Annotated in this window: 19 protein-coding genes; 9 read left to right on the top strand and 10 right to left on the bottom strand. The window is 42.7% G+C overall.

Annotated elements, in window-relative coordinates:
* The first annotated feature begins 108 nt into the window (after window positions 1–108).
* The 5 genes from HUZ36_RS07535 to HUZ36_RS07555 all read left to right on the top strand — a co-directional run bounded on the left by HUZ36_RS07535 (window position 109) and on the right by HUZ36_RS07555 (window position 7,031).
* Window positions 109–2,796, top strand: a complete 2,688-nt coding sequence (locus HUZ36_RS07535; protein WP_176032480.1) for a PAS domain-containing sensor histidine kinase — start codon at window positions 109–111, stop codon at window positions 2,794–2,796.
* Window positions 2,797–2,798: 2 nt separating this feature from the next.
* Window positions 2,799–3,203, top strand: a complete 405-nt coding sequence (locus tag HUZ36_RS07540; RefSeq protein ID WP_176032481.1) for a response regulator — start codon at window positions 2,799–2,801, stop codon at window positions 3,201–3,203.
* A 101-nt stretch (window positions 3,204–3,304) separates the two neighbouring features.
* Window positions 3,305–4,138 (top strand): GGDEF domain-containing protein, encoded by an 834-nt coding sequence (locus HUZ36_RS21695; protein ID WP_368659790.1) that lies wholly within the window; start codon window positions 3,305–3,307, stop codon window positions 4,136–4,138.
* Window positions 4,139–4,544: 406 nt separating this feature from the next.
* Window positions 4,545–5,705 carry a M23 family metallopeptidase gene (locus HUZ36_RS07550; protein WP_176032482.1) on the top strand — a complete coding sequence of 387 codons (1,161 nt, stop codon included), beginning with the start codon at window positions 4,545–4,547 and terminating at the stop codon, window positions 5,703–5,705.
* Window positions 5,706–6,317: 612 nt separating this feature from the next.
* Complete coding sequence (locus tag HUZ36_RS07555; RefSeq protein ID WP_125250625.1) at window positions 6,318–7,031, top strand: response regulator transcription factor; 714 nt, start codon at window positions 6,318–6,320, stop codon at window positions 7,029–7,031.
* Between the two features lie 130 nt (window positions 7,032–7,161).
* Here the strand turns inward: HUZ36_RS07555 and pyrE are convergent, their stop codons facing one another.
* Complete coding sequence (gene pyrE, locus HUZ36_RS07560; RefSeq protein WP_125250626.1) at window positions 7,162–7,806, bottom strand: orotate phosphoribosyltransferase; 645 nt, start codon at window positions 7,804–7,806, stop codon at window positions 7,162–7,164.
* A 20-nt stretch (window positions 7,807–7,826) separates the two neighbouring features.
* Window positions 7,827–8,540: a ribonuclease PH gene (rph, locus tag HUZ36_RS07565; RefSeq protein ID WP_010377321.1), complete on the bottom strand. Its 714-nt coding sequence runs from the start codon at window positions 8,538–8,540 to the stop codon at window positions 7,827–7,829.
* A 155-nt stretch (window positions 8,541–8,695) separates the two neighbouring features.
* Here rph and HUZ36_RS07570 point away from each other — a divergent pair, with 155 nt between their 5' ends.
* On the top strand, window positions 8,696–9,556 hold the full coding sequence (locus tag HUZ36_RS07570; protein ID WP_128730764.1) for a YicC/YloC family endoribonuclease: 861 nt from the start codon (window positions 8,696–8,698) through the stop codon (window positions 9,554–9,556).
* A 148-nt stretch (window positions 9,557–9,704) separates the two neighbouring features.
* On the opposite strand, the gene HUZ36_RS07575 is transcribed toward HUZ36_RS07570, so the two are convergent.
* Together HUZ36_RS07575 and HUZ36_RS07580 are read right to left on the bottom strand one after the other, a co-directional pair.
* The gene (locus HUZ36_RS07575; protein WP_176032483.1) at window positions 9,705–12,119 is read right to left on the bottom strand and encodes a YbcC family protein; all 2,415 of its coding nucleotides are present in this window, start codon (window positions 12,117–12,119) and stop codon (window positions 9,705–9,707) included.
* Window positions 12,119–13,687 (bottom strand): NADH-quinone oxidoreductase subunit L, encoded by a 1,569-nt coding sequence (locus tag HUZ36_RS07580; protein WP_176032484.1) that lies wholly within the window; start codon window positions 13,685–13,687, stop codon window positions 12,119–12,121. Before HUZ36_RS07580 ends, HUZ36_RS07575 begins: the two co-directional genes overlap by 1 nt.
* Before the next feature lie 111 nt (window positions 13,688–13,798).
* Between HUZ36_RS07580 and HUZ36_RS07585 the strand changes: the two genes are divergently transcribed.
* Complete coding sequence (locus HUZ36_RS07585; RefSeq protein ID WP_176032485.1) at window positions 13,799–14,692, top strand: LysR family transcriptional regulator; 894 nt, start codon at window positions 13,799–13,801, stop codon at window positions 14,690–14,692.
* A 272-nt stretch (window positions 14,693–14,964) separates the two neighbouring features.
* Entirely contained in the window at window positions 14,965–16,584 is a 1,620-nt protein-coding gene (locus HUZ36_RS07590) for a DUF342 domain-containing protein (RefSeq protein ID WP_176032486.1), read from the top strand.
* Between the two features lie 307 nt (window positions 16,585–16,891).
* Here the strand turns inward: HUZ36_RS07590 and mutM are convergent, their stop codons facing one another.
* Together mutM and HUZ36_RS07600 are read right to left on the bottom strand one after the other, a co-directional pair.
* Window positions 16,892–17,701, bottom strand: coding sequence for a bifunctional DNA-formamidopyrimidine glycosylase/DNA-(apurinic or apyrimidinic site) lyase (gene mutM / locus HUZ36_RS07595; RefSeq protein WP_128731621.1), 810 nt, complete (start codon window positions 17,699–17,701; stop codon window positions 16,892–16,894).
* Between the two features lie 8 nt (window positions 17,702–17,709).
* On the bottom strand, window positions 17,710–18,210 hold the full coding sequence (locus tag HUZ36_RS07600; protein WP_176032487.1) for a hypothetical protein: 501 nt from the start codon (window positions 18,208–18,210) through the stop codon (window positions 17,710–17,712).
* Between the two features lie 355 nt (window positions 18,211–18,565).
* On the opposite strand from HUZ36_RS07600, the gene HUZ36_RS07605 reads away from it, so the two are divergent.
* Window positions 18,566–19,489, top strand: a complete 924-nt coding sequence (locus tag HUZ36_RS07605) for a manganese-dependent inorganic pyrophosphatase (protein WP_128731622.1) — start codon at window positions 18,566–18,568, stop codon at window positions 19,487–19,489.
* Window positions 19,490–19,552: 63 nt separating this feature from the next.
* Here HUZ36_RS07605 and HUZ36_RS07610 read toward each other — a convergent pair whose 3' ends face one another.
* From HUZ36_RS07610 to HUZ36_RS07625, 4 genes are all read right to left on the bottom strand, one after another.
* Window positions 19,553–20,326 (bottom strand): CsgG/HfaB family protein, encoded by a 774-nt coding sequence (locus HUZ36_RS07610; RefSeq protein ID WP_128731623.1) that lies wholly within the window; start codon window positions 20,324–20,326, stop codon window positions 19,553–19,555.
* Window positions 20,327–20,776 carry a curli assembly protein CsgF gene (locus HUZ36_RS07615; protein WP_373865584.1) on the bottom strand — a complete coding sequence of 150 codons (450 nt, stop codon included), beginning with the start codon at window positions 20,774–20,776 and terminating at the stop codon, window positions 20,327–20,329.
* A 1-nt stretch (window position 20,777) separates the two neighbouring features.
* Window positions 20,778–21,167, bottom strand: a complete 390-nt coding sequence (locus HUZ36_RS07620; RefSeq protein WP_125250636.1) for a CsgE family curli-type amyloid fiber assembly protein — start codon at window positions 21,165–21,167, stop codon at window positions 20,778–20,780.
* A 305-nt stretch (window positions 21,168–21,472) separates the two neighbouring features.
* Window positions 21,473–22,996 (bottom strand): curlin, encoded by a 1,524-nt coding sequence (locus HUZ36_RS07625; protein ID WP_128731624.1) that lies wholly within the window; start codon window positions 22,994–22,996, stop codon window positions 21,473–21,475.
* Window positions 22,997–23,283: the final 287 nt, after the last annotated feature.

Consider the following 23,283-nt stretch of genomic DNA (forward strand, 5'->3'; position numbering starts at 1 on the left):
AAAACTTTATATTCAATCGTATAGGAATATTTCTCAAATAGGTTAAAGAGCCAACACAACTTGATAGTTACCCTCTGGAATTGGTATCACTTAAGGTAGGGAAATAACATGGATTTGAACTCATTTGAGTCTTTTTTTCACAATGCCTACATGCCCCATGGCCACTGCTACTTGTGGCAACCTCATTTGCTATGGACAAATGTTATCTCCGATATTCTGATCGCGACTGCATATTTTTCCATCCCCATGGCGATCATCATTTATGCAAAACAGAGACCTGATGTTGGCAAGAATTGGGTATTCGTGCTGTTTTGTAGCTTCATTACCTTATGTGGCTTAACACATCTTATTGGTGTCTACACCGTTTGGCATGGTGCGTATGGTATACACGGGATCTCAAAAGCCGCAACCGCCCTTATTTCTATGATCACAGCGGTATACTTATTCAGGCTTATTCCAAGCGCAGTCGCTATTCCAACGCCAAACCAATTTCATAGTATTAGCGCAAAACTCAAACGTGTCACCGATGAAAAGCAAGCCCTACATACCCAGCTTGATCAACATAGGGTCACTGAATTTATGCTCAATACGCTGCCAACAAGCACCTTACTGCTCGATGGGTTGCTTTCGATAAGTAAGTGTAACCCTTACTTCTATCGTGAGCTTGGTTATGACTCCCCCGATGAACTTATCGGATTACGATTACATGACATCATCAGCTTGGATGACCCCTTCGATAGTCTCGAATCTGTAAGCCAATCATTACTTGATCAAAATGATTACAGTAAAGAGTCACTGTGCCATGTTCGGGATAAATTTGGTAACCAAATTCCGATGGAAATGCGACTAGTGCAAGAACCTCATGATGGTACCCATCTTATTCTTGCAGTATTCAATAACCTTTCCTCCCTAAAGAAGACGGAACAAGCGCTTGCCGACTCTATAGATAAAATGAAACGAGCCATTGGTGCAACAGAAGATGGGATATGGGAGTGGAACGTTGTTGACAATAGCGTAAGTTACTCTGCTGGGTTAAAAGCCATGATAGGCAAAAGAGAAGATGAAAACGTGACTTTTGATGACTGGTTTGCACACATCCACCCTGATCATCAAAATAAAGTACAAGCCGCTATCGAGCAACACTTTGAAACGAAGGCACAATACTTTGTAGAGTATTTAGGCAGAGATAATAAAGGTGAATATGCGTGGTTTTCTGCTGTAGGTAACAGTCAGTTTGATGACAATGGCAAACCCCATATTATGTCTGGTGCGCTGAGAAATATTCACCAAAGAAAAGCCCTTGAATTACAGGTTGCGGAGAAAAGCAAAATTTTAAATGCCATTTACGAAGGTTCAAGCCAAGCCATTTGGTTATTGAAAGTCGAACCAAATCAAGATTTTCGCTTTTTAGAGTACAATAAATTTGCCTGTCAGCGCACCGGAGTAAAATTAGAACAAGTGCTTGGGAAAACACTGAAAGAGCTCAGAGGCGCGACACTTGACGCAGAATTAGTCGACAGAATAGAAAAAAACTACTTGCTCTGCGTAGAGCTTGCAAAGCCAATCGACTACACCGAAATGATGCCACTGAAAGGCAAAGCGCACTGGTATCAGACTACCCTCTACCCGTTAAAAGATCATAAACAAAATGTTGAGCGTATTGTCGGGGTAGCTGTAGACATTACTGCACGAAAAATTGCTGAAAAAGAACTCAAAGACAATCACAATTTCTTACAACGAATGATTGACTCTGCGGTGTGTGGCCTCTACCTCTACGACTTGAAAACACATAAAAATACTCGGATCAATAAACGCTATACACAAATACTGGGCTACACCATGAAAGAACTAGAGCTCTGTGACCTTGATAGTTGTTTCCATGAGAGTGAACGCGCTTTGGTGTATGAGCACATAGAAGAAATCAAATCTAGCCAAGATGGCGTGCTTATTCCTATAAAGTATCGATTTAAACACAAAGATGGGCATTGGGTGTGGTGCTACTCAGTAGATACCATTATCACCCGTGATAAACACGGTGAACCTGAATTGATGTTAGGTACTTTCGTCGACATGACTGAGTACACAGAACTCTTACTTCAGTTACAGGAATCAAACGCGTACCTTGAGCACTTTGAATATATCGCCTCTCATGACTTGCAAGAACCGCTGAGAAAGATCACCGCCTTTTCGGATAGCTTAGCACAGAGGATCACGCCTGAATTTAAAGACTATGACGGTGCAAAGTTTGAAATCGACAGGCTGGTTGATGCCAGTCAGCGAATGCGAGTCATGATCCAAGACCTACTAAAACTTTCACGCTTACATTCACACACTTTAAAGCGACAACCCACTAACTTGTCTATACTAATTGAGGATGTTTGTGAAGTGATGAGCTTTAGCTTAGAGGAAAGTCAAGCCGAGATTAAGCTTGAAAACGCTGAAGTACCGCTACAGCTTGATGCTTCTTTATTTTTGCAAGTATTGCAAAATCTAATAAGTAATAGCATCAAATTTAAATCACCTGAACCGGTACCTATTATTCGTATTTCAGTTACTCAAAGTAGTAGTGAAACCATGATCTATTATCAAGATAATGGGATAGGAATACCAAAATCACGACGACAACAAATATTTGAGCCATTTAGACGCTTTGGTACAACACAAGAATACGGTAGTGGAATAGGACTTGCTTTGTGTCGTCAAATTATTAAGTTACACGGCGGCACCATTAAGTGTATAGAGTGCGAACAAGGTGCTTTATTTGTAATGGCTTTTGCAAATAAAGCTAAGGGGTAATAATGGAACTGTTATTAGTTGAGGATGACCCCGATGATGTCTATTTCTTTGAACGTGCCTATCGCAGTATAGATAACGCACCTGAGTTGAAAATCTTTTCAGATGGTCATGCTTTGCTGGATTATCTCAACACCTGTACAACCCCCAAGCAAGTGCTGTTGTTAGACTTGAATATGCCTGCGATGAGTGGCTTCGAGGTAATGGAAGCCTTACGCGCTGAGCACATGATAGATAATTTAATTACGGTGTGTTACACCACCTCTACACATCACAGTGATATCCGCAAAGCGTATCAACTCGGTGCAAAATCCTACATCACCAAATCTGGACGTTTGCGTGATTTAGAGTCATTAATTAAGTTGATAAAACAATATTGGTTTGATAACAATCGAGTTGTGCAGGGATAACTATGAATACATGTCTTGTTTACCTTCTAGAAGACAACGATGAAGATGCCTACTTGGTAAAGCGCACGCTTGCCAAAGTCGAAGGCAGATAAAAGTTTAATGTGAAGCACTTTATCAATCTCGAACAGCTTGATCATGCAATCAACACAGTTAAGCCTGACGTGTTATTGCTCGACCTAAATATCGAAGAAAGCCAAGGACTACCCACTTTAATTAAAGTAAAACAGCTTAATATACGCGCCCCCATCGTAGTGTTAACAGGCGTGTCAGAAACGCTTTTTGGAGAAAAGGCCATACAATTAGGTGCACAAGACTATATACCTAAGCATGAACTCAGCGGCCCACTGCTTGCTCGCACTATCACCTTTTCAAAAGAACGTTATGAGATGCATCGCAATTTAGAACACTTAGTTGTCATGGACAAACTAACCATGCTTCACAACCGTGGAGCATTTGATACTGAACTAGAAAAAGCCATGTCAGGCTCTGAGCGATATGGTCACGGATTTGGTTTGCTGTTCATTGATTTAGATAACTTTAAACCGGTCAATGATACGCTCGGTCACCAAGCCGGTGATCAATTGTTAAAAATAATCTCAGCGAAGCTCAAAATGTACAAACGTGCATCTGATTTTTTCGCCCGTTATGGCGGAGATGAGTTTGTCGTTATTGCACCCAATCTTTGCGAAAAAAACCAACTTAAAAAGCTCGTACAACACAAATATGACTTGCTTAGCGATACCTATTGTTTACAAGATGAAAGCGGCTGTATTCAAGAAGTAAAGTTAAGTTTAAGTATCGGCGCTGTCATTTATCCGTCCGACGCGGCTTCGGCCGCTGAACTGGTTGCAAAAGCAGATAAAGCCATGTACTTCGCCAAAAGTAATCAGCTCCCATACGCTCTATATAACGAAACTGAATCAACTGAGCAATAACAGAACAACTCATACCAATTTGACTTAATACTTGCTCAATTTTAAGGAGTAAACCTGATGCTAACAGCGTTAAAAACTTCTCATTTAGAACAACTAAATAGCAAAATTTTTGCCTTGCCTACAGGACGTAGGTACCTCGGCGAGAGCAGGACGCGGAAGCGGTGTCATCGACAAGATTTTCTCGCCTCAAAACAGATCACTTAATTAAGAAAATTGGCATCATTCACTCTTGGATGGCCTTCACCTCAGCGATTGCATAGTTTATGTATTATTTTTGTTTCGTCCGAACACTTCGAGCCAAACAGCCCCTTTGTTAAATCCAGTCAAGACAAAACTTTTATTTTACAAAATAATTACACTTGGTTATAACTTAGTTTGAACAAAAAACAAACAAAAAGGATACAACATGAAACACCACTACCTATCAGCATGTATACTCGCATTGCTTTCGCACCAAGCTACAGCAGCAGGTCAACACGACTCAATCTCGCTACCTGATTTTACTGCAGAGCATGTTCGTAGCTTACCAATCACCAGCCTGATGGCCGTGAACCCAGATCTATTTCTATTTAGTAACGCGCTGCAGTATGTTGATTGGCAACAAACTCTTGATACAACTGCGCCCCATCTCAACGATAAACTAGAGGTCATCTTGCATTACGCAGGCTATGCCAGTATCAATCCAAAGCTATTGCTCGCTTTAATGGAAATGTCATCTGGCATCATTAGCACGCCAACGCCAGAGGCATACTTAGCACCGTTTGGAAAACTCTCGCATGAAACAGGCTTCGATGCGCAACTTAAAGATATCGCGCTAAATTTAAGTGGTCGATATTACGCGTTCCAAAAACTTCAAACTGAAATGGGCTTACAAGTCTTTCCAGCAGTAAATGAAGCCACCGTTGCCCTTGCTGATCTGACTAATATGCCAGTCAATCAACTATTTAATGTTTATCAGACATTATTTAATGGTGAATCTTTGGCACTCAAGGAAGATGGCGTTTCACACTTTACGGCCTCAAAAGACTCACAAGTAGGCACACTCGCCAGTTTCACTCTCAACTTTCCTTGGCCTTCAGGTTACGCTTGGTATAGTGGTGGCGCACACTCGAATACCGGATCTGGATACCCATACTCTTCATTGGACTTTAATAATGGGTCTGGTGGTTGGGGTAGTAATACACCTTGGGTACAAGCCGCACACGGCGGTACCGTCACGCGCTACTCACGATGTAATATTCGAGTAACACACTCAAGTGGCTACTCAACTCAGTACTACCATATGGAAAGCCTCCAATATAATACTGGTGATGTGGTATCCGCAGGCGCGTGGCTCGGCCGCTATGCCGACGACAAATCAACAGCATTATGCCAAGGAGGTCAATCAACAGGCCCTCATGTGCACTTCTCTTTACTCTATAATGGCGGGCATATTTCACTTCATAATTGGTACATCAGTGGCTATCGCATAGACGTTGGTAACTACAACTATGACGATAATTGCAGCCGCTTCTACTTTGAGAAAAACGGTTACCGCACCTGTGCATGGAGAGCATTGTATAAGTAATACCAATTTTCTTAATTAAGTGATCTATTTTGAGGTAAGAAAATCTTGTCGATAACACCGCTTCCGCGTCCTGCTATCGCCAAGGTACCTACATCCGTGTAGGCAAGGCAAAAATTTTGCTATTCAGTTGTTCTAAATAAGAAATTTTTAACGCTGTTAGCGTCAGATTTACTCCTTCAAATTGAGCAAGTATTAAGTCAAATTGGTATAGATGATAACTTGTTCTCTAGCCGCTGTTATCCCTTAGGGTAAAATTTGTTTTAAGAGATAGCTTCCGGCTAGCGTGATGTTGCACGTCTGGGTTTAGGTATTTTAGTTGATTAACTAACTTCTTATCTCAAGTTGAGGCTAAGATACCCCCTCAGCTAGGGATAACACTATACTTTTGTATTATTCGATAAAGGCTTGCCTAAGTAGCTGGCCTTTACCTACATGACCATTCTAAAGCACTGAAGCTCCAGTAAAATTCAACAATAGCGTCTCATTGCCTAACGTTTTAACGCCAAAAATAGAGTCGTTAATTCAGCAAACCCAAATTATAAAAAACTTAACTTTTTGTAAAAACTATGTATATTAATTTTTAAATAAAATAAAAAAGGATTGAGTACATCCATGCTTACTAAGGAAAACTCTAATGATTTCATCGAGTGGCAAAAACGCAACTTTTTTATCTTAACTCACGCCAAAGCCGATACAAGCTCTACCAACTACACACTATTAATAAAAGTGTTAGAAACCTTAGGCAGCTCGGTTAAAGTTGATACCAGACTTCCTGAGCCAAATTTACGCGCACAAACCGCTCTTTTTTTGGTGGATACTGAACACCGAGACTGTAACGAGCTGATAAGTGCTGAAGTTAAGCTATTGGCCGCAACCCATAAAGTTTTGTTGTTCAATGCCAATCCCGAAGAAGTAAATGAAAAAACAGCATTACTTGGTAATGTGAAAGGCTTACTTTACCAGAACTCCCCCCCCGAAACTCTATTTAAAGGACTTAGCAGAGTCTTAAAAGGTGAGCTTTGGTTTTGTCGAAGTGCTATTTCTACCGCATTTAGTGAGCTACTTGCTGCACTCCCTCAAACGCTGCCTAATAGCGATATAGTCTTAAACAGTGAAGAGCTAAGTATACTCACCTGTAGAGAAAAATCAGTGATCAAACTAATCGCGGCGGGTGCCAAAAATGAAGATATCGCTGACAAGCTAAATATAAGTAGTCATACAGTAAAAACTCATATCTATAGCGCGTTTAAAAAAACGAACTCACGCAACCGCGTTGAGCTAGCTAATTGGGCGCTACGGCATATACCCATAGTCAGTTTAAATTAAATATCAGTAATTCACTTAACGCTCAGAAAAATATAGTGCCTTTGATTGTACGAACGCAAAGTAAAAGAAGTGAAAAGAGAATAGGCGGCTAGTAAACCTAACCGCTCAATAATACAAAACGCGAGCTGTATTACGCTACGCCATAGCTATCACGGTATGCTTTAACTGCATCTAGGTGTGCATCCATACCACCTTGTTGCTCAAGGTAAGTGATCAGATCAGCAAGCTTAACGATAGAAACTACCTGAGTATTAAAATCGCGCTCAACTTCCTGAATAGCAGAAAGCTCAGCTTTGCCTTTTTCTTGACGGTCCAACGCAATTAATACACCAGCAAGATCGGCACCGTTGGCAGCGATGATTTCCATTGACTCACGAATAGCAGTGCCCGCCGTGATAACATCATCAACCAACATAATACGACCCTCAAGTGCAGAACCTACTAAGTTGCCGCCTTCACCGTGCTCTTTCTTTTCTTTACGATTAAAGCAATAAGGCACATCTTTATTGTGATGATCGGCAAGGGCAACCGCTGTAGTGGTTGCAATAGGAATACCTTTATATGCTGGGCCAAACAACACATCAAACTCAATACCTGCATCTTCCAATGCTGACGCATAAAAACGGCCTAAACGGGCAAGATCACGACCCGTGTTAAATAAGCCTGCATTGAAAAAGTAAGGACTTGTGCGGCCTGATTTTAACGTAAACTCACCAAACTTCAGCACCTGCTTTTCTAAGGCAAATTCAATAAACTCTTTTTGATACTGTTTCATGTTTTCCTACCGAGTGTTGATTATGCTAGCGCTTGCTTTTGTAGATCAATAATTTCTCTAATTGAATGTTTCGCCAAGCCAAGTAGCTCGTCTAGCTCGTCAAACGAGAAAGGTTCGCCTTCAGCAGTACCTTGTACTTCAATGAGCTTACCGGTTTCAGTCATGATCACGTTCATGTCTGTTTCGGCTTCTGAGTCTTCAAGATACTCGAGATCCGTGATTGGCTGACCTTTATAAACCCCAACCGAAATTGCCGCGATCATAAATTTTAATGGGTTTACATTAATCATGCCTTTTGCACGCATGTGCGTTAGTGCATCAACCAATGCCACACAAGCACCACTGATTGACGCAGTACGAGTACCACCATCAGCTTGGATAACATCACAGTCAATGGTAATTGTGTTTTCACCTAACGCTTTTAAATCAACCGCGGCACGTAAAGCACGCGCGATTAAGCGTTGAATTTCCATGGTGCGGCCACCTTGTTTACCGCGCGCTGCTTCACGGTTGTTGCGCGTATGTGTAGAGCGCGGAAGCATACCGTATTCTGCGGTGATCCAGCCCTTGCCTTGCCCCTTCATAAAGCGTGGTACACCGGCTTCTACAGAAGCTGTGCATAACACTTTTGTGTTACCAAACTCCACCATTACTGAGCCTTCAGCGTGCATAGTATAGTTACGAGTAAATGTAACCGGCCTGATCTGATTTGCAGTTCTTTCGCTTGGACGCATCCACGTTCCCCCATCATCAAAATTTGCCGTACATTATAAAGGGATCACAAAGACTATGCCACGCGATCCGACTAAAAATAAAATTCACTTTAGGGCTGTGTGGAAATTCGGCTATAATGCTGCGGTTAAACCAAGCTAAATTTTAGGGACTTTATATGATCCATAGTATGACCGCCTACGCCCGCAAAGAAGTGAAAGGTGATTGGGGCACTGGGGTTTGGGAAATTCGTTCAGTTAATCAACGCTACCTTGAAACCTTTATCCGCGCACCGGAACAATTTAGAGGCTTAGAGCCAGTAATACGTGAGCGCCTGCGTAAACACCTACAACGCGGCAAAGTTGAAGTATTCCTAAAGTTCACCGCCAACCCAGCGCACGTAGGCCAACTCAGTGTCAACGAAGCACTCGCGAAGCAACTTGTTGAAAGCGCAAAGTGGCTGCAATCTCAAAGTGGTGGCGACATCAATCCCGTAGATATTCTACGCTGGCCAGGCGTGATGGAAGCCGAAGAAGTTGATTTGGACTCCGTAAACAGCGAGCTGTTAAGTGGCTTTGACGATCTAGTTGAAGACTTTAAAGCGGCGCGTGCAAGTGAAGGTGAAAATCTAGAGACCATGATCACCACCCGCCTCGACGGTATATTAGAACAAGTTGCCATTGTTGAAGGGCACATGCCTGAGGTGACAAAATGGCAACGTGAAAAGCTTTCTCAAAAGCTTGAAGAACTCAAAACCGACATTGACGAAGGCCGCTTAGAGCAAGAACTTATTTATCTTGCACAAAAACAAGATGTTGCCGAAGAACTCGACCGTCTTAAGTCACACGTTAAAGAAACCCACAAAATCCTCAAAAAAGGAGGCGCGTGTGGTCGTCGTTTAGACTTTATGATGCAAGAATTTAACCGCGAATCTAACACCCTTGCTTCAAAGTCGATCAACAGCGACATCACCAACGCCGCTGTAGAACTAAAAGTGCTGATCGAACAGATGCGCGAGCAAATTCAAAACATCGAATAACCAGCCATATTTTGAGATATGTCACCGATTTGGTGACATATCTCATTATGTTCGATACCGTGATATTGTTGGCAGTTTTAGCTGAGCTTACTCTTGCATATCTCATTACACTTGGCACTTGATGGCGATAATAAAAACCAATTTTGACTTAAATTCTGTGCCATTGCCCCCGTTCAAATCGCTTTAGTACGTTGCATTTTGGTGAAATGGAAATTAAATATAACCATTCATTTTCCACCAGTTGTTTCACCACTTCATGCTCAGCCATCACATGCTCAAGGGCGCTTGTCGGTGCTTGGACTATTACGCTCAAACGCTGTGGTGTGTGCATCCACTTTTCACCGTTATAAACTGATTGCAGTGGCAGACCAATTCGCAAATCACCACCATTACCCTCAAAAACGCCTATTCGCCCCCCTACCACGTTATGAAGTACTTTATTACCACTACCATACTTACCAGGATCGGTGACTGAGGCGTTATATTGCATATTAATCCAATTAGTAACGAGCATTGGCGCCGTTAAAATTGAGGTTAATTTAGTTAACTCTGGGTCTTGCTGATAATCGTACTCATGTAAGAACACTCGACCTTGTAGGTCTAGCCCCTGCGTTGTCTGTCGAGGCGCAATAATAAATCCAGCGTTATTCGCAAGCCCCCACTCAGGACGTACTTGAGACCAGTCCTTGGTTCGAGCGCTAAACTGCAGTTCTAGCTGTTGCTGTGACAAAATATCTGGGTTGATTGCAAGTGCCTCTGAGCGCTCAATGCGGGCTAGATGTGATGCCTGTTTTAGCCACTGACTGATCTCTGGTTTGAGTTCGCCATAAGTTACAATTTGCTCTGTTGTAGTATTGTGTAATGCCGCGATGAACCGAGTTGTGACAGGGATCTTCACCCCCAGTTTTATCAGCTCATTACGCACCGCAACATCATTTAATAGCTGGGCGAGTACCTTTACATTAACCTCGCCAGATTGACCACCGCATGCGCCACACTGTAGCCCCGCGTCGTGAAGATTATTAGTGGTTTTTGCTCCGTGACCTACTAACAAAACTGTATCTGCAAATGTTGTTAGTCCCATACCCGCTAAGATAGGTGCAACCAATTGAGCTTGTTCAGTAGCCGAAATCTCTCTTTCATCTTGAGTGAGCCGCCATGCTGTTGTACCTATGTGGCTATCAACAGGGTGCGCGGTGGGATACAGCATAAACACTTTACGTAACAGCTTGTAAAAATAGCTCATCCCCATCGATTCAACCATAGAAAAAGAAGCTGCGGCAGAGTGTGACCAACTCTGCCAGCGCCCCGCATGTTGACGTTGTGTGGTTAGCGATTGTGGCTCGTGTATTTGTGTTACCTTTAATGGGGCTTTTAATAAACCGGGTAGTTGTGGCCGCTCAAAGCCGCTATCTGAGGCTCGATAATCTATCGGTAAGCCAAAAAAACCAGCATATCCCATCGTTTGAATACCAAGGTGCTGCTTTTCTAATGCCCGACGTATTACCTCTGAGCGCACATCAATGCAAAATATAGCTTGTAGTATATTTGCGTTGCTCTCATGTGCTTGCTTAGACTCGAATTGTTGAGCTAACTTAGTTTGATAGCTAAGCTCTAGTGCACGCTGGAATAACAACCTTGGCGAGAGTGCTTGCTTATGCTCCGCGATGATTTTAGGTAGCTGCTGCTTTTGCCTGTTCCAATGATGGCTGATTTGACTAAACATCGTAGGATAACGTTTACTAACATACTGCCAAATCACAAGCTCCCATGCCATTCTAATAGCCAATAGCGCCCGCATGTCAGAAGTTGGGCTGCCGGTAAGATTAGCCTGCCAACGCTCGTACCCAACCCATGACGCCCAACCATTTATATCTAACAGCAGCATATGTGCGTAGTCCGCAATCGCTGTGGACTCAATGCCTAATGTCTCAACGGTCAGTGCTATTACCGTATCAGGTTCTGTCGGTAACTGTTTAAAGTATTCGACTAAACCTGGTTCCCCCATCACGATACTTATGCCCAAATCTTGAGAAACCGTCTCATGCCAATGACGATAAACGCAGAGCTTTTTGTGTCCTTGGGTTTGTTTCAAGATAGGCTGCACTTGCTGATAGTGGGCAGCGCAAAATTGGCTAATTTGATGGGTTATTTCCTCTTGCCATGGCATCTTGTGTTCAGAGCGGTAGCGGTCAAATAGATCAGCCAATGTATGCCAATGTGGTAACTCTTTTCGGCGACTTTGCCTTAACCAATTCAGTAATTCATTATTGCTGCGCGGCACCTGATAGTACTCGGCAGCTTGTTGTAGCGCAGCAGGCGCGATAGCCCCTTGTAGCCACTGTTCAAGATAGAAATCAATGGGCATCAACATGTTAACTTGTGCCAACGCACTCATTTTGCTCACCGCCACATCAAATGACAAGGCTTTTATCCCCCAAAACGGATTAACCGCAATTAACTGATCAAGCGGCCAAGTTGGCGCGATCCGCATTTCTGCGTCGAGCAATTGCTGTTGCTGTGGCGCTGACAATACACTCTGGTTATTACTGTGATTGAACATTACTTCAGCTCCTCAAGGTTGGGGGTATAATGATGTTTAGCGAGATACTTTTGCTTTTTGGTACGAGGCAGCTGCACAGGCCAAAGTAATATGGTCAATCTAGTCATCCATTCATCCAAATAGAGACCGGCATATAATAATCGAGACAGCTTTTGTACCAGAGGTAAGTGGGCGCGATAGTAAAGTAGATAATTGACTATCGCTAATGTGATCACTATGGTGAGCAGCCATACGTCTGAAGCAGAAAAAGCCTGTGTTCTTAGCTCGTCGGGTAAAGCGACCATAAAATGTAATAACCATTTCTGTACGCTGTACACAACCAGTAGTACCAACGCAATACCGAGTATTTTCCAATAGCTACGCAGCACCTGAGCTTCGAACCGCAGTGCCAACCATACTGTCAGTGCGCCTATCATCAGTGCCCAAATACTTACAGGCCCTTGGTACCCGATACTGCTTGCTGCATCATAAACCAAACCCATGGCAACACCAAGTGCGCCAAACCACTGCCACAAAGGCGGCTCTACTTGCTTGCTCATCCGTCGAGTTAAGTCTTCATGAACCCATTGACTCGCATTAAGAAAGGCATGTGCTTTATACGCTGAGTGAGCAAGCAAGTGTAGCAGCGCCAACTCGTATAGCCCAAGCGCACATTCCACCAGCATGAGCCCCATTTGCGCTGATGTAGACCAAGCTAAACGAACCTTTAAGCTGATCCTCGTAGTCATAATAAGCGCCGCTAATAACGTGGTGATCCCTGCAACAATTAAAAGCAGCCACTTCGCAGCCTCTACCCGTAAGACTAAGGCTCCAAATAACATCACCAGAAAACCACCTAAATTAATGATACCGGCGTGCAGCAGCGCGCTGACAGGCGTTGGAGACTCAACAACCTGCATTAGCCACCCATGAACGGGGAGCTGAGCACACTTTATTAATGCAACAACAGCCAATAAAATGGCGGCGGTTTGATCCAAAGCTGTGATCGCGCCTGTATATGTCGAATAAAATTTCAATATTTCATTAACTTGCAGTGAGCCTGTGGTTAAATAGATACAGATAAAAGCACCTAAGAGTGCTGACTCCGCCAACCGCGCCAAAATAAACTTTTTATGTGCAGCCAAGGCAGCTCTTGGTCGGTTTGGATAAAACACTAGAAGACGATGTAAACTTAGGCTAATTCCAACCCAAGAAACCCAAAATAGTATCAAGTGATTGCTTAACACCACCACAGCCACACACAGCAATGTGATCAGCAGGCTGCGAAAATACCGTCCTCGTAACTTGTCGCCATCAAGGTAATGAATTGAATAGCGCAGTAACACAAAGCTCATAAAGCCAATAAGAGAAACCACACAAAGTCGCAAAAAGTTTATTTCAAACAATGTGTTTGCGTTGCTTTTTGAGGTACTCCAATACCCCCAAGCTAACACCAGACAAAGGCCAACGCCCAGAGCAAAAAGGTTAGTAACACGGAATAAAAAACCATTTTGAGCCATGCTTTTTCCCATCACAAAAGCGGCAACGACAAAATGGAGGAGCAGTAAAATCACCAAGGTGGTAAGCATCAATTTCTACACTTCGTTATCGAATTTTACGGTATCAGTATTATTCCAACCTTTTTAACTTAATAAAAATAGATATAATTTAACTATTCGTTCTGTTTTTGTTATGTATAAATGAGCCGACTCAACTATCATCACCTTTATTACTTTTGGCAAGTCGCCAAACAAGGTAACCTGACTCAAGCAGCTAAAGATCTGCATGTGTCACAGTCTGCACTTTCAGCACAGATAAAGCAGCTAGAGCACAATAGCGGAGTTGCATTATTTGAACGCAGCGGCCGACAGTTAATACTTACCGAGCAGGGTAAAAAAGTACTTAGCTATGCGGATGATATTTTTACTACAGGACAGGAACTTGAGGCGTTATTAAGTAAAGGCGTGCAATCTACCACTCATGTTACGATTGGGGTTTTAACAACTCTCTCACGTAACTTTGTCGAGGCATTCATCACCCCGTTGATGGAGCGCTGTGATGTTCAATTTAAATTGAAATCAGGCAGTATCTCTGAGCTACTAAACGGACTAACCAAGCACGAACTGGATTTAGTACTAACCAACCGCACCGTTAACTTGGATACATCCGATCCATACTGGCAATGTCAGCTCGTGGCAAAGCAACCGCTAGCCATTGTAGGCCCACCTCAAAACAAACCCGATACATTGTTTCCAAAAGGCTTTGCTCACACCCGCTGGATTTTACCCCCAGCCAGTTCTGATCTCCGCACTGCTTTTAATGCCTTATGCGCGCAACACCAGTTCTTTCCTAACATACTTGCTGAGGTGGATGACATGGCAATGATGCGACTGCTTGCAAGAGACAGTGGTGCTGTGGCGGTATTGCCAGCAGTGGTGGTAAAAGACGAAATTGCTCAAGGGGTGTTAACGCACTATCAAGACTTACCTGATATTTATGAATATTTTTATGCTATTTCAACACATAAAAAAGTCATCCCTGAAGCGATTAAGCTGTTGTTACATAAAGCACGTAGCGACCCTGAAGCCTTTTAAGTTGAGATTGTTAGCGACCATACTCATTACGCATGCCATCAAGCGATAAAACGTTCAGTAGCACAGAGACTTAATTTACCATATAGCAAGACTGCCCCCACCCAAAGTTGAGGCATCTATATTGCCCTATAAAGTTAGTGTAAATGGACAATAGTCGAGTGTTTTGTAACTGAGCCCATATTTAGGTAAGAAAATCACCCTAAGCACTTGACCAATTAACGTTTATTTAGCAAGCTGAAGTTATAGGACAAAAAATAAACGAGGCGATGATCGTGTTCAAACTTGCGCATAATGGCAACATTTTAATGGATGTGAAATCTGCTTCACCGCCAAGTGCAGCCTTTATCATCGAAGCCCTTGAAAAGTCGCAGTTTGCCGACTGTGAAGTTGACCATGAATCTATTGACGCTTACTTCAAGAGTGACTTCCCTGAAAGTCAGCTTGTTGTCGCGAAACAATATGACGCTGAATTTACCGTGACACTCAGCGACGACAAAATGCAAGCTTTTGGGCAACTCAAAACCGCACGCGGTGGTAAAGCGATTGCATTAGAAGAAGCCAAGAAGGTTATAATCAAAGCAGGCGTTAGTCGTGGCTATAAGCAAGCCTACCTAGAAAAGATTTTAAGCAAACAGTTTGAATTACCTCCCGGTGAAGAAGCTTCTGGCATCATCGCACAAGGCCGACCACCACAAGATGGTCAGTCCGCTAAGTTATTACCTCATGTACAAACGCTAAAAGAACGCCTTAAACAACCAAGAATGCGTGAAGATGGCACTGTGGATATGCGTGATTTTGGCAAGCTCGCAAGTGTTTCCCCCGGAGATCTACTGGTTACACAAAGACCAGCAACCCCAGGTAAAGAAGGGTTTACTGTCACGGGTGAAAGCATAGAAGCCAAAGCAGGAGAGTCTTTTCAGTTGATGGCAGGTGAAGGTACAGAAATTAACCCCAGTAACCCTCTTGAGCTCATAGCAACAATTGCGGGGTGTCCATCAGACATAGGCAACGGCATGCGGGTAGACGATGTTTTTACCATTGCTGATGTAACTGTAAAAAGTGGCCACGTTGACTTCAATGGGAGCGTAGTCGTCACACACAATGTTGAACCGGGCATGCGGGTTACAGCAAAAGGAGATATAACGATATTAGGCACAGTAGAATCAGGAGAGCTAGTTGCTGGTGGGAATATCGAAGTAAAAGGTGGCGTTATAGGTCATGTTGACCACCAAAATAACGAACAAGGCTTAACTTGCAAACTCAGCGCAAAAGGCAATGTCGAGATCGCTCATGGTCAGTATACTTACCTTGAAGGTGAAAATATATTTATCAATAAGCAAAGTAACCATTGTGATATCAAAGCGCAGCGGCTGGTTCAAGTAGGCACTGGGGAGCACCCTAATGGCAAACTCATCGGCGGCTCTATCATTGATGCTCAGATGATAGTAGCAGGAGAGATAGGCAGTGGTTCTGGGGCTAAAATGATGATTTACTTAGCCCGTAAAGGGATTCAAATCACTGAAGATACCGACACATTATTCAAAGAAGTCGCAGCGACCAATGAATCTTTAGACCAACTCCAACAAGCTATTGAAAAAGCAGAGTTAGTCAAAGACACGGAGAAAAAGCAACAGCTAAAAACAAAGATAGGTGCGACACAAATGCACTATTGCCAGCAAGCCGAGCAGCTAGAGAAGCAGCTCTATCAGCTCGACCATGACTTACATGAACTGTTAGAAAATACAAAATTATCTGCAAATAAAGCGCTGCATTCTGGCGTTGAAATACATATATTTGATCGCGTTTATAAAACAACCCGCAGCTATCCACCTTGCACAGCCTCATTACAAGATAACCAAGTTAAAATTGATTTTAAAACGGCTGGTAACTAGAGCCTGTTGACCTTTGATTTTTGCTCCTTGAGTGTACTTGGTCGCGGTGCTCAACTTGCCGCCCAATAGTCAAAGTAGAAGTTGGGCAATCGTGAACAAGGCGCACTTGGGTAAACCTAAAGGGCAACGCTTGATCCACATTTTTACTGAGTTGCTCTATCAGGGGGCAAGGAGACTTTACAGCAGCACAAACTCTTTATCGCCTGACTGACATAAAGCAACTCTCCTACACAGGCTCTACCTTATACAATACCAATCAAACGACTGCGAAAACAAACTTAAAAAAATAAGCAAACTCTAAAACTATTTATCGTTGGCATTTGGGACAATACACTGTACTTCGCTGTCCTAATCGGACTTCTTTCAATGAAGTTTCACAAGTAACACACGGCTCACCTTTTCGTCCGTACACCAGTAACTCTTGGGCAAAATAGCCAGGTTTACCATCGCTTTGTGCAAAGTCTTTTAGCGTAGTACCGCCTTGTTTAATCGCCGCACTAAGGGTTTCCTTAATTATGGGCGCAAGTGCCTGATAACGTTTAAGGGATATTTTTCCTGCTTCTTTTTTAGGGTGGATCCCAGCTTTAAACAAGGATTCATTCGCATAAATATTCCCTACCCCCACGACTACGTGGTTATCCATAATAAATTGCTTAACTGCTTGCTTTTTACCACGGCTCATTGCAAACAAATGCTCCGCAGTAAACTCAACGGTCAAAGGCTCGGGACCCAGTTTTGCTAAAGTCGGGTGTAGTGCTCCTTTTGCTTGCCACAAAAAAGCCCCGAAGCGGCGGGGGTCATTCAGGCGTAGTGATTTGCCACCAGCGAGGATAATTTCGACATGATCATGCTTTTTAAGCGGTTCACCTTGGTCAACAACGCGCAAGTTCCCCGACATACCCAAATGCAATATTGCGGTGCCATGAGCCGACTCAATTAAGAGATATTTAGCGCGTCGCTTCACGGCGGTGACTTGCTCCCCTTCCAACAAATGCACGTCTTGGGGTACAGGCCACCTTAGCTTCTCGTTATAGACTTTTACATGGGTGATCACTTGTTCAGTTAAGTAGGGTTGAATGCCCAACCGACTTACTTCCACTTCTGGTAATTCAGGCATAATTAGCTCTATATTTCTTGCTGTCTAAATAATATGGGTAAAAACAAGGCGCGCACCTGTGCTTCATCAAGCTCAAACCAGCGCTGCTTATGCTTATCAAACAAAATCAGCCTGTTGCTATGTTGATATAACTGAAAGCTTAATGGCAGTTCATGTGTCGCTAACCAAATACGCGCGACACTAAGCGCTTCACCTAGTTGTGGTGGCTTTTCAACAACGTTAAGCTGGGCTTTTTGCCAACTTGAGACCATCGCACTAAGCTCTGATACGCTATAAGACTGCGTCGCGCCTTTTGGCAGTTCTATACGCCAGCTAGTACCAATACGTTCAATCTTATAACCAGGAAAAGCTACTGTCAGGATAAAGCTTTGCGCTGGTAACACCGCCTGTATTCCCATTTTTTCATCTGTTGGATTCAATTTGTAATGTAACCCATTGAGAAAGAAAATCATCAGCAGCATGGAAAATATAACCACGTTATTCCATGCTTTACGGCTCATTTGGATCATAGCCATCTCCTAGCGTCTACTGACCTTTTGCATTTATTTTTATAGCTATCTGCTCGCTAGCCACTACTTTTGGTAATGTAAGCTCTTTTAGCGATTCGCTTTGGCGCTTAACTAAGCTTATCAAATAGCGAAATTATTCATTTCATGAGTATAACATCAGCACAGATGAATAAGGCTAAAGTTTCCCTCACTTATAGATGCTCGTTACCACATTCACAGCTATAAAAGCCAATGCTTTCCTAAATCAGGCTTGCTATCTTGAACTCAAACTAACTGGGGTAAATTGCACATTTAGACTATTTAATTAACAAGTTATTTTGCTAGAATGTGGGCAAAATTTTTAGGAGTTCCGTCAATGGCAATGTATGTTGTGGGTCATAAGATCCCAGATTCAGATTCAATCTGTGGTGCAATCGCACTTGCATATTTAAAAAATCAAATTGGTGAAGAGGCAATCCCATCACGTTTAGGTGATGTATCACCTGAAACTCAGTTTATCCTTGACCGTTTTGGTTTTGAAGCGCCTGAGCTGAAAATGAGCTACGCAGGTGAAGAGGTTTACATCGTAGATCACACTGAAAAGACGCAAGCACCTGATGACATCGATAAAGCGACGATTGTCGGCGTTGTTGACCACCATAAGCTTGGCGATCTGACCACATCTGCCCCACTAGAATGTTGGATCCGTCCTGTCGGTTGTAGTAACACGATAATCAAAATGATGTATGACTTTTACGATGTTGAAATCCCAGCAAATATTGCTGGCATCATGATGTGTGCAATTTTAAGCGATACCGTGATCTTTAAGTCACCGACTTGTACTACAGCAGATATTAAATGTGTTGAAGCGCTAGCTGAGATTGCTGGTGTTGATGACGCAAAAGCACTGGGCATGGAAATGTTCAAAGTAAAATCTGCAGTTGATGGCACTCCAGTGCGTGATTTAGTAATGCGTGATTTTAAAGACTTCAATATGAATGGAAACCTTGTTGGGATCGGCCAACTTGAAGTCGTTGATCTTGCTGTGTTCGACAACATCAAAGATGAGCTACACGCTGATATTGCCAAGTTAAAAGCTGAAGGTAATCGCCACAGTGTGATGTTACTGCTGACTGACATCATGAAAGAAGGCTCACAAATGCTAATCGCATCTGATGATGAAGCAATTATTGCTAAAGCCTATAATGTTGAACCAGAAGCAAGCAAAGTATGGTTAGACGGTGTACTAAGCCGTAAAAAACAAGTAGTCCCGCCACTACAAGATGCCTTTGCACAGTAATACCATTGCCGAGGTGCTTACCTCGGCATTTTACTCCTGACTCTATACGACCAAGCCCGTACACTAAACAGCATTAGCCGCTGACCAGACCCCCTTTTCTATCCCTTGCTTCACTATTAACGTCAACGCTTTTTCAATCGCTTGAGTCACACAAATATGCATCGGCTCATTATCACTAAACCCTGCTTCCGCTTCCGCCAGCCGCTTATAACTTACGTAACGAAAAAAACCGGCTCGAACTTCCATTGAGAGTACTTTTTTGCTGCTTGCAACAGACAATAATACTTGCCCAGTACGCACATCAACAGCGCGCATATAAATTGAAATGACATCTTCTCGATAAAGCTCTGAAGCACCAATACCAAAGTACTCCATACCTAATCCACCCGTGCGAATATTAGAGTCATAACTGATGATCCCGCCTTCTAAAATAATTTTTGCAGTTGTAAGTGGCGGTAATGGCGCAGCATCGTTGTCATCATTGGCTGCACGAATAATTTTACGCTCGGTCAATAGGTTTTGTAGCCCCTCTCGTTCAACCGGAATAAACCAGTCGGTCTCGTGTAGCGCTTGCATCAAAATTGAGTTTGCGCCTTGCGTAACTGCGGTAGAAAAAGAGCTAACATTGTCTTGTGGCTTATATTGACCGGTTTGATCGCGAAAGGAATAAACAGAAACAGGTATTCGACCTCTGGGCTTAGGTAGCGCTTTTAGCTCTGCAAACGTTTGTGTTTCTGTTAATGCGATAGCAGCACTCTGCGAAGGAGGTAAAACACGAGACAGATTAGAGCAACCTGTTACAAAGAGCGTGATGGCAATTACTACTAGTCGGTACATTTAAAACCCTCCGTCGGGAGAGACTGAAAACCTAGGAACTTCTAGGATCGTTTCTTCACCTGACGAAGTGTTAGTAATCCTCACCGTAATGGTGTCTGGCGTACTTGTGATCACTTGGATCTGATAATCTCCACTCATAAATGTGGCATCTTGATCAAAAATACTATCTTTTACATCATCACCAAAAGCCACATCAGTGATCTCTCTGACCAAACGATTGAGATATGTTCGCTCTAGCGATTCTTGAAACTTTTCATCATAAGTCTTTTCAATGATCGGCGCTCGGTGTTTATTTTGTGATTGCGCTTTACTTAGTAACATATTGGCGTTTAGCGGGTTACCACCAAAAGCTGGATTAATTGGCTTGTAGACCAACTCAGTTGCCATACTATTTTTGCTGTGAACACAGCCCAACACACCGAGTAACAATGTTATTTTTATTATCTTCATTTTACCACCCACTAGCTGCCAAATCTTCAGACCCACTTTGCTGATACTGCGCCTTAGCCATCGCATCCATTACCGTAAAAATCGCGGTTTCAACACGCTCGTCAACAGAGCCACCTCGCCTTCCCATTGCAGTTGCGTACACAGGCTTATTATTCATTAACACTTCCAATCGAGTACCAGCTCTTGGTAAAACGGTTTCTTTAACCGTAATGTTAATTCCAGTTGAATTTGGCACATCTCGCCAAAGTTGTGAGAATTGGGAATAAAATTGATGGCCAAACCGGCTAATACTTTGATCCATCACTAAACCATCGATCTCAACATCTTGTTGTGCCACTGCTATATTGGCTAAAAAAAGTTGCGCACTTAGTAGTATTATTATTTTTGTCATGACTTATCTGCTCGTTATTTTGGCGATGTTGATGAGAGTATTCCTTATAGACTACAGTTTAGAGCCAAGTATTAATTGAGGATAAATAGGCTAAACAGTACCAACTTGCTTCATTCAGTGATGTATTATGAGGCGAAAGAATCTTGTCGATAACACCGTTAAAATTTTGCCATTTAGTGGTTCTAAATAAGACTTTTTTAACGCTATTAGCGCCAGGTTTACTCCTTCGAATTGAGCAAGCATCAAGACAAATTGATACCAATACAAAGCGGGGGCCTGCTCACTAAGCCCCCGTTTATTCGCAGTTACTGCTGCGTTATTGTAGCAACGTTATTGTCGCCTACTTGTGTAACCGTGATGTTTTGACCACTGCCTGTAATGCCACCTTGTACCAAGTTACCATCACCCATTTGGCTAATTGTTAGGGCATTATCATCACCATTGATAACAAAAGCGTCAGATCCCATCCCCATAACAAAGTTATTAGTGCCAGTTTGTGTGATGTCTAACATATTGCGACTGCCTTCTAACATCAGATCAATGGCATTGAACTCTCCAGACTGAGCAATATCAACTTGGTTAGCGCTACTTTCAAAAACACTGCTCATTGTCACAGCGACACCATTGCTGTCACCATCTTGAGTAATATCAAGCGCATTGTTATTGCTTGCCAAGTTCACGTTTGGATAAGATGACTGTACAAGTGCTTCATTATTGCTGCCGGTTTGAACCACCTCAACATCATTATCATTACCGTTGAAATTGGCGATATGCGCAACGTTACCATCACCGATTTGCACGGCTGAAAACTCATTGTTGTTCCCTGCAACACCTAGGTACATATCATTGTTATCGCCGACCTGAAGTGCGCTAAACTCGTTATTGTCACCAACAACATCTGCCAAAATGTTATTGTTTTCGCGTCGTTGTTCTGTGGTTATCTCATTGTCACTACCAACAAGTAAATCAGATGCAAACTGGTTACCCGAACCCTCTTGCTCTATCGCTAGCTCATTACTATCGCCTGAAATTTCAAACACGCTAACGCTATTATTATTACCTTCTGATTGCTCTATTTCTATTTGATTATCATCACCTGTGATTGTCTCAATTGAAACCACATTGAAATCACCACTTTGACTAGATTCAATCTCGTTTTCGTTACCTTGTAAACTCACCACCTTGTATTGATTGTACAAGCCGTCTTGTGTCAAGGTTATTTGGTTCATATCACCTTGCAGTGACTCTAATGTAGCCTCATTCCAAGTGCCAGTTTGTGTTGCAGAGACTTCGTTTTGGCTGCCTTGCATGTCTAGGTTATAGAACCATTGACCACCGGAACCTTGAGACACCGAGATGGTATTCTGATCACCGGTTACTACGTTAATCGCTTCGTTATTAATACCAAGCAGACCAGCACCTGATTGCTGTACATCAATGTTGTTATCATCACCTGTTACTTCTGAAAGCGCGCCGTTAGACTCTCCGTCTTGGCTGTACACTTGTTCATTGTTATTACCGGTTGTAGTGATAATAGCAACATTACCTGTACCATTTTGCTCTGCTGTCGTCGTATTATCATCACCAACTGTTGTTACATCGGTTAGGTTGGAAACACCAGATTGAACGGAGATTAGTTCGTTATCACCGTGGCTTCTTGAAGTTTGAGAAAGCTTTAACTGGTTACTAGTACCATTGATTTGCTCAACTTGTGAAAGTGCAGAAGTAGAAAGCGCTTTGTTGTCTGATTTTGTATCAGCCTGTGCAGCAAACGAATGAGTTAATGCAAGTGCTATGGCGCAGCTCACAATTGATTTTGAAAACTTCACACTGTTCTCCTTAGAGATTTATTATATTGTTTTAAAATTAAGTGTTCAGTGTTGCGTCTGAGCAGTTGCCTTTACTCAGTTAAATACCACCTTCACCTAATCAACGTCCTGTTATGGCTCAATAATTTGAGCCGCTCCTACCTAAGCCAGTTACCAGAGTGTTACATTTGAGTGAAAAACATAATCTATATCAAAGCAGCCACCTTGATATGCTGAAATAATATATTCCATTACGTTTTGCCATCTCTAACTCTAAGTTGGGAACATCCGAAGATAAATAGAAAGAT

It is taken from the genome of Pseudoalteromonas sp. McH1-7 (assembly GCF_013366255.1).
Lineage (GTDB): Bacteria > Pseudomonadota > Gammaproteobacteria > Enterobacterales > Alteromonadaceae > Pseudoalteromonas > Pseudoalteromonas peptidolytica.

Coding starts and splice junctions, on each gene's coding strand:
- HUZ36_RS07605 (WP_128731622.1), top strand. CDS start 18,566: ATGGCAATGTATGTTGTGGGTCATAAGATCCCAGATTCAGATTCAATC.
- HUZ36_RS07600 (WP_176032487.1), bottom strand. CDS start 18,210: ATGATCCAAATGAGCCGTAAAGCATGGAATAACGTGGTTATATTTTCC.
- mutM (WP_128731621.1), bottom strand. CDS start 17,701: ATGCCTGAATTACCAGAAGTGGAAGTAAGTCGGTTGGGCATTCAACCC.
- HUZ36_RS07615 (WP_373865584.1), bottom strand. CDS start 20,776: ATGAAGATAATAAAAATAACATTGTTACTCGGTGTGTTGGGCTGTGTT.
- pyrE (WP_125250626.1), bottom strand. CDS start 7,806: ATGAAACAGTATCAAAAAGAGTTTATTGAATTTGCCTTAGAAAAGCAG.
- HUZ36_RS07540 (WP_176032481.1), top strand. CDS start 2,799: ATGGAACTGTTATTAGTTGAGGATGACCCCGATGATGTCTATTTCTTT.
- HUZ36_RS07535 (WP_176032480.1), top strand. CDS start 109: ATGGATTTGAACTCATTTGAGTCTTTTTTTCACAATGCCTACATGCCC.
- HUZ36_RS07555 (WP_125250625.1), top strand. CDS start 6,318: ATGCTTACTAAGGAAAACTCTAATGATTTCATCGAGTGGCAAAAACGC.
- HUZ36_RS07620 (WP_125250636.1), bottom strand. CDS start 21,167: ATGACAAAAATAATAATACTACTAAGTGCGCAACTTTTTTTAGCCAAT.
- rph (WP_010377321.1), bottom strand. CDS start 8,540: ATGCGTCCAAGCGAAAGAACTGCAAATCAGATCAGGCCGGTTACATTT.
- HUZ36_RS07610 (WP_128731623.1), bottom strand. CDS start 20,326: ATGTACCGACTAGTAGTAATTGCCATCACGCTCTTTGTAACAGGTTGC.
- HUZ36_RS07570 (WP_128730764.1), top strand. CDS start 8,696: ATGATCCATAGTATGACCGCCTACGCCCGCAAAGAAGTGAAAGGTGAT.
- HUZ36_RS07575 (WP_176032483.1), bottom strand. CDS start 12,119: ATGTTCAATCACAGTAATAACCAGAGTGTATTGTCAGCGCCACAGCAA.
- HUZ36_RS07585 (WP_176032485.1), top strand. CDS start 13,799: ATGAGCCGACTCAACTATCATCACCTTTATTACTTTTGGCAAGTCGCC.
- HUZ36_RS07580 (WP_176032484.1), bottom strand. CDS start 13,687: ATGCTTACCACCTTGGTGATTTTACTGCTCCTCCATTTTGTCGTTGCC.
- HUZ36_RS07550 (WP_176032482.1), top strand. CDS start 4,545: ATGAAACACCACTACCTATCAGCATGTATACTCGCATTGCTTTCGCAC.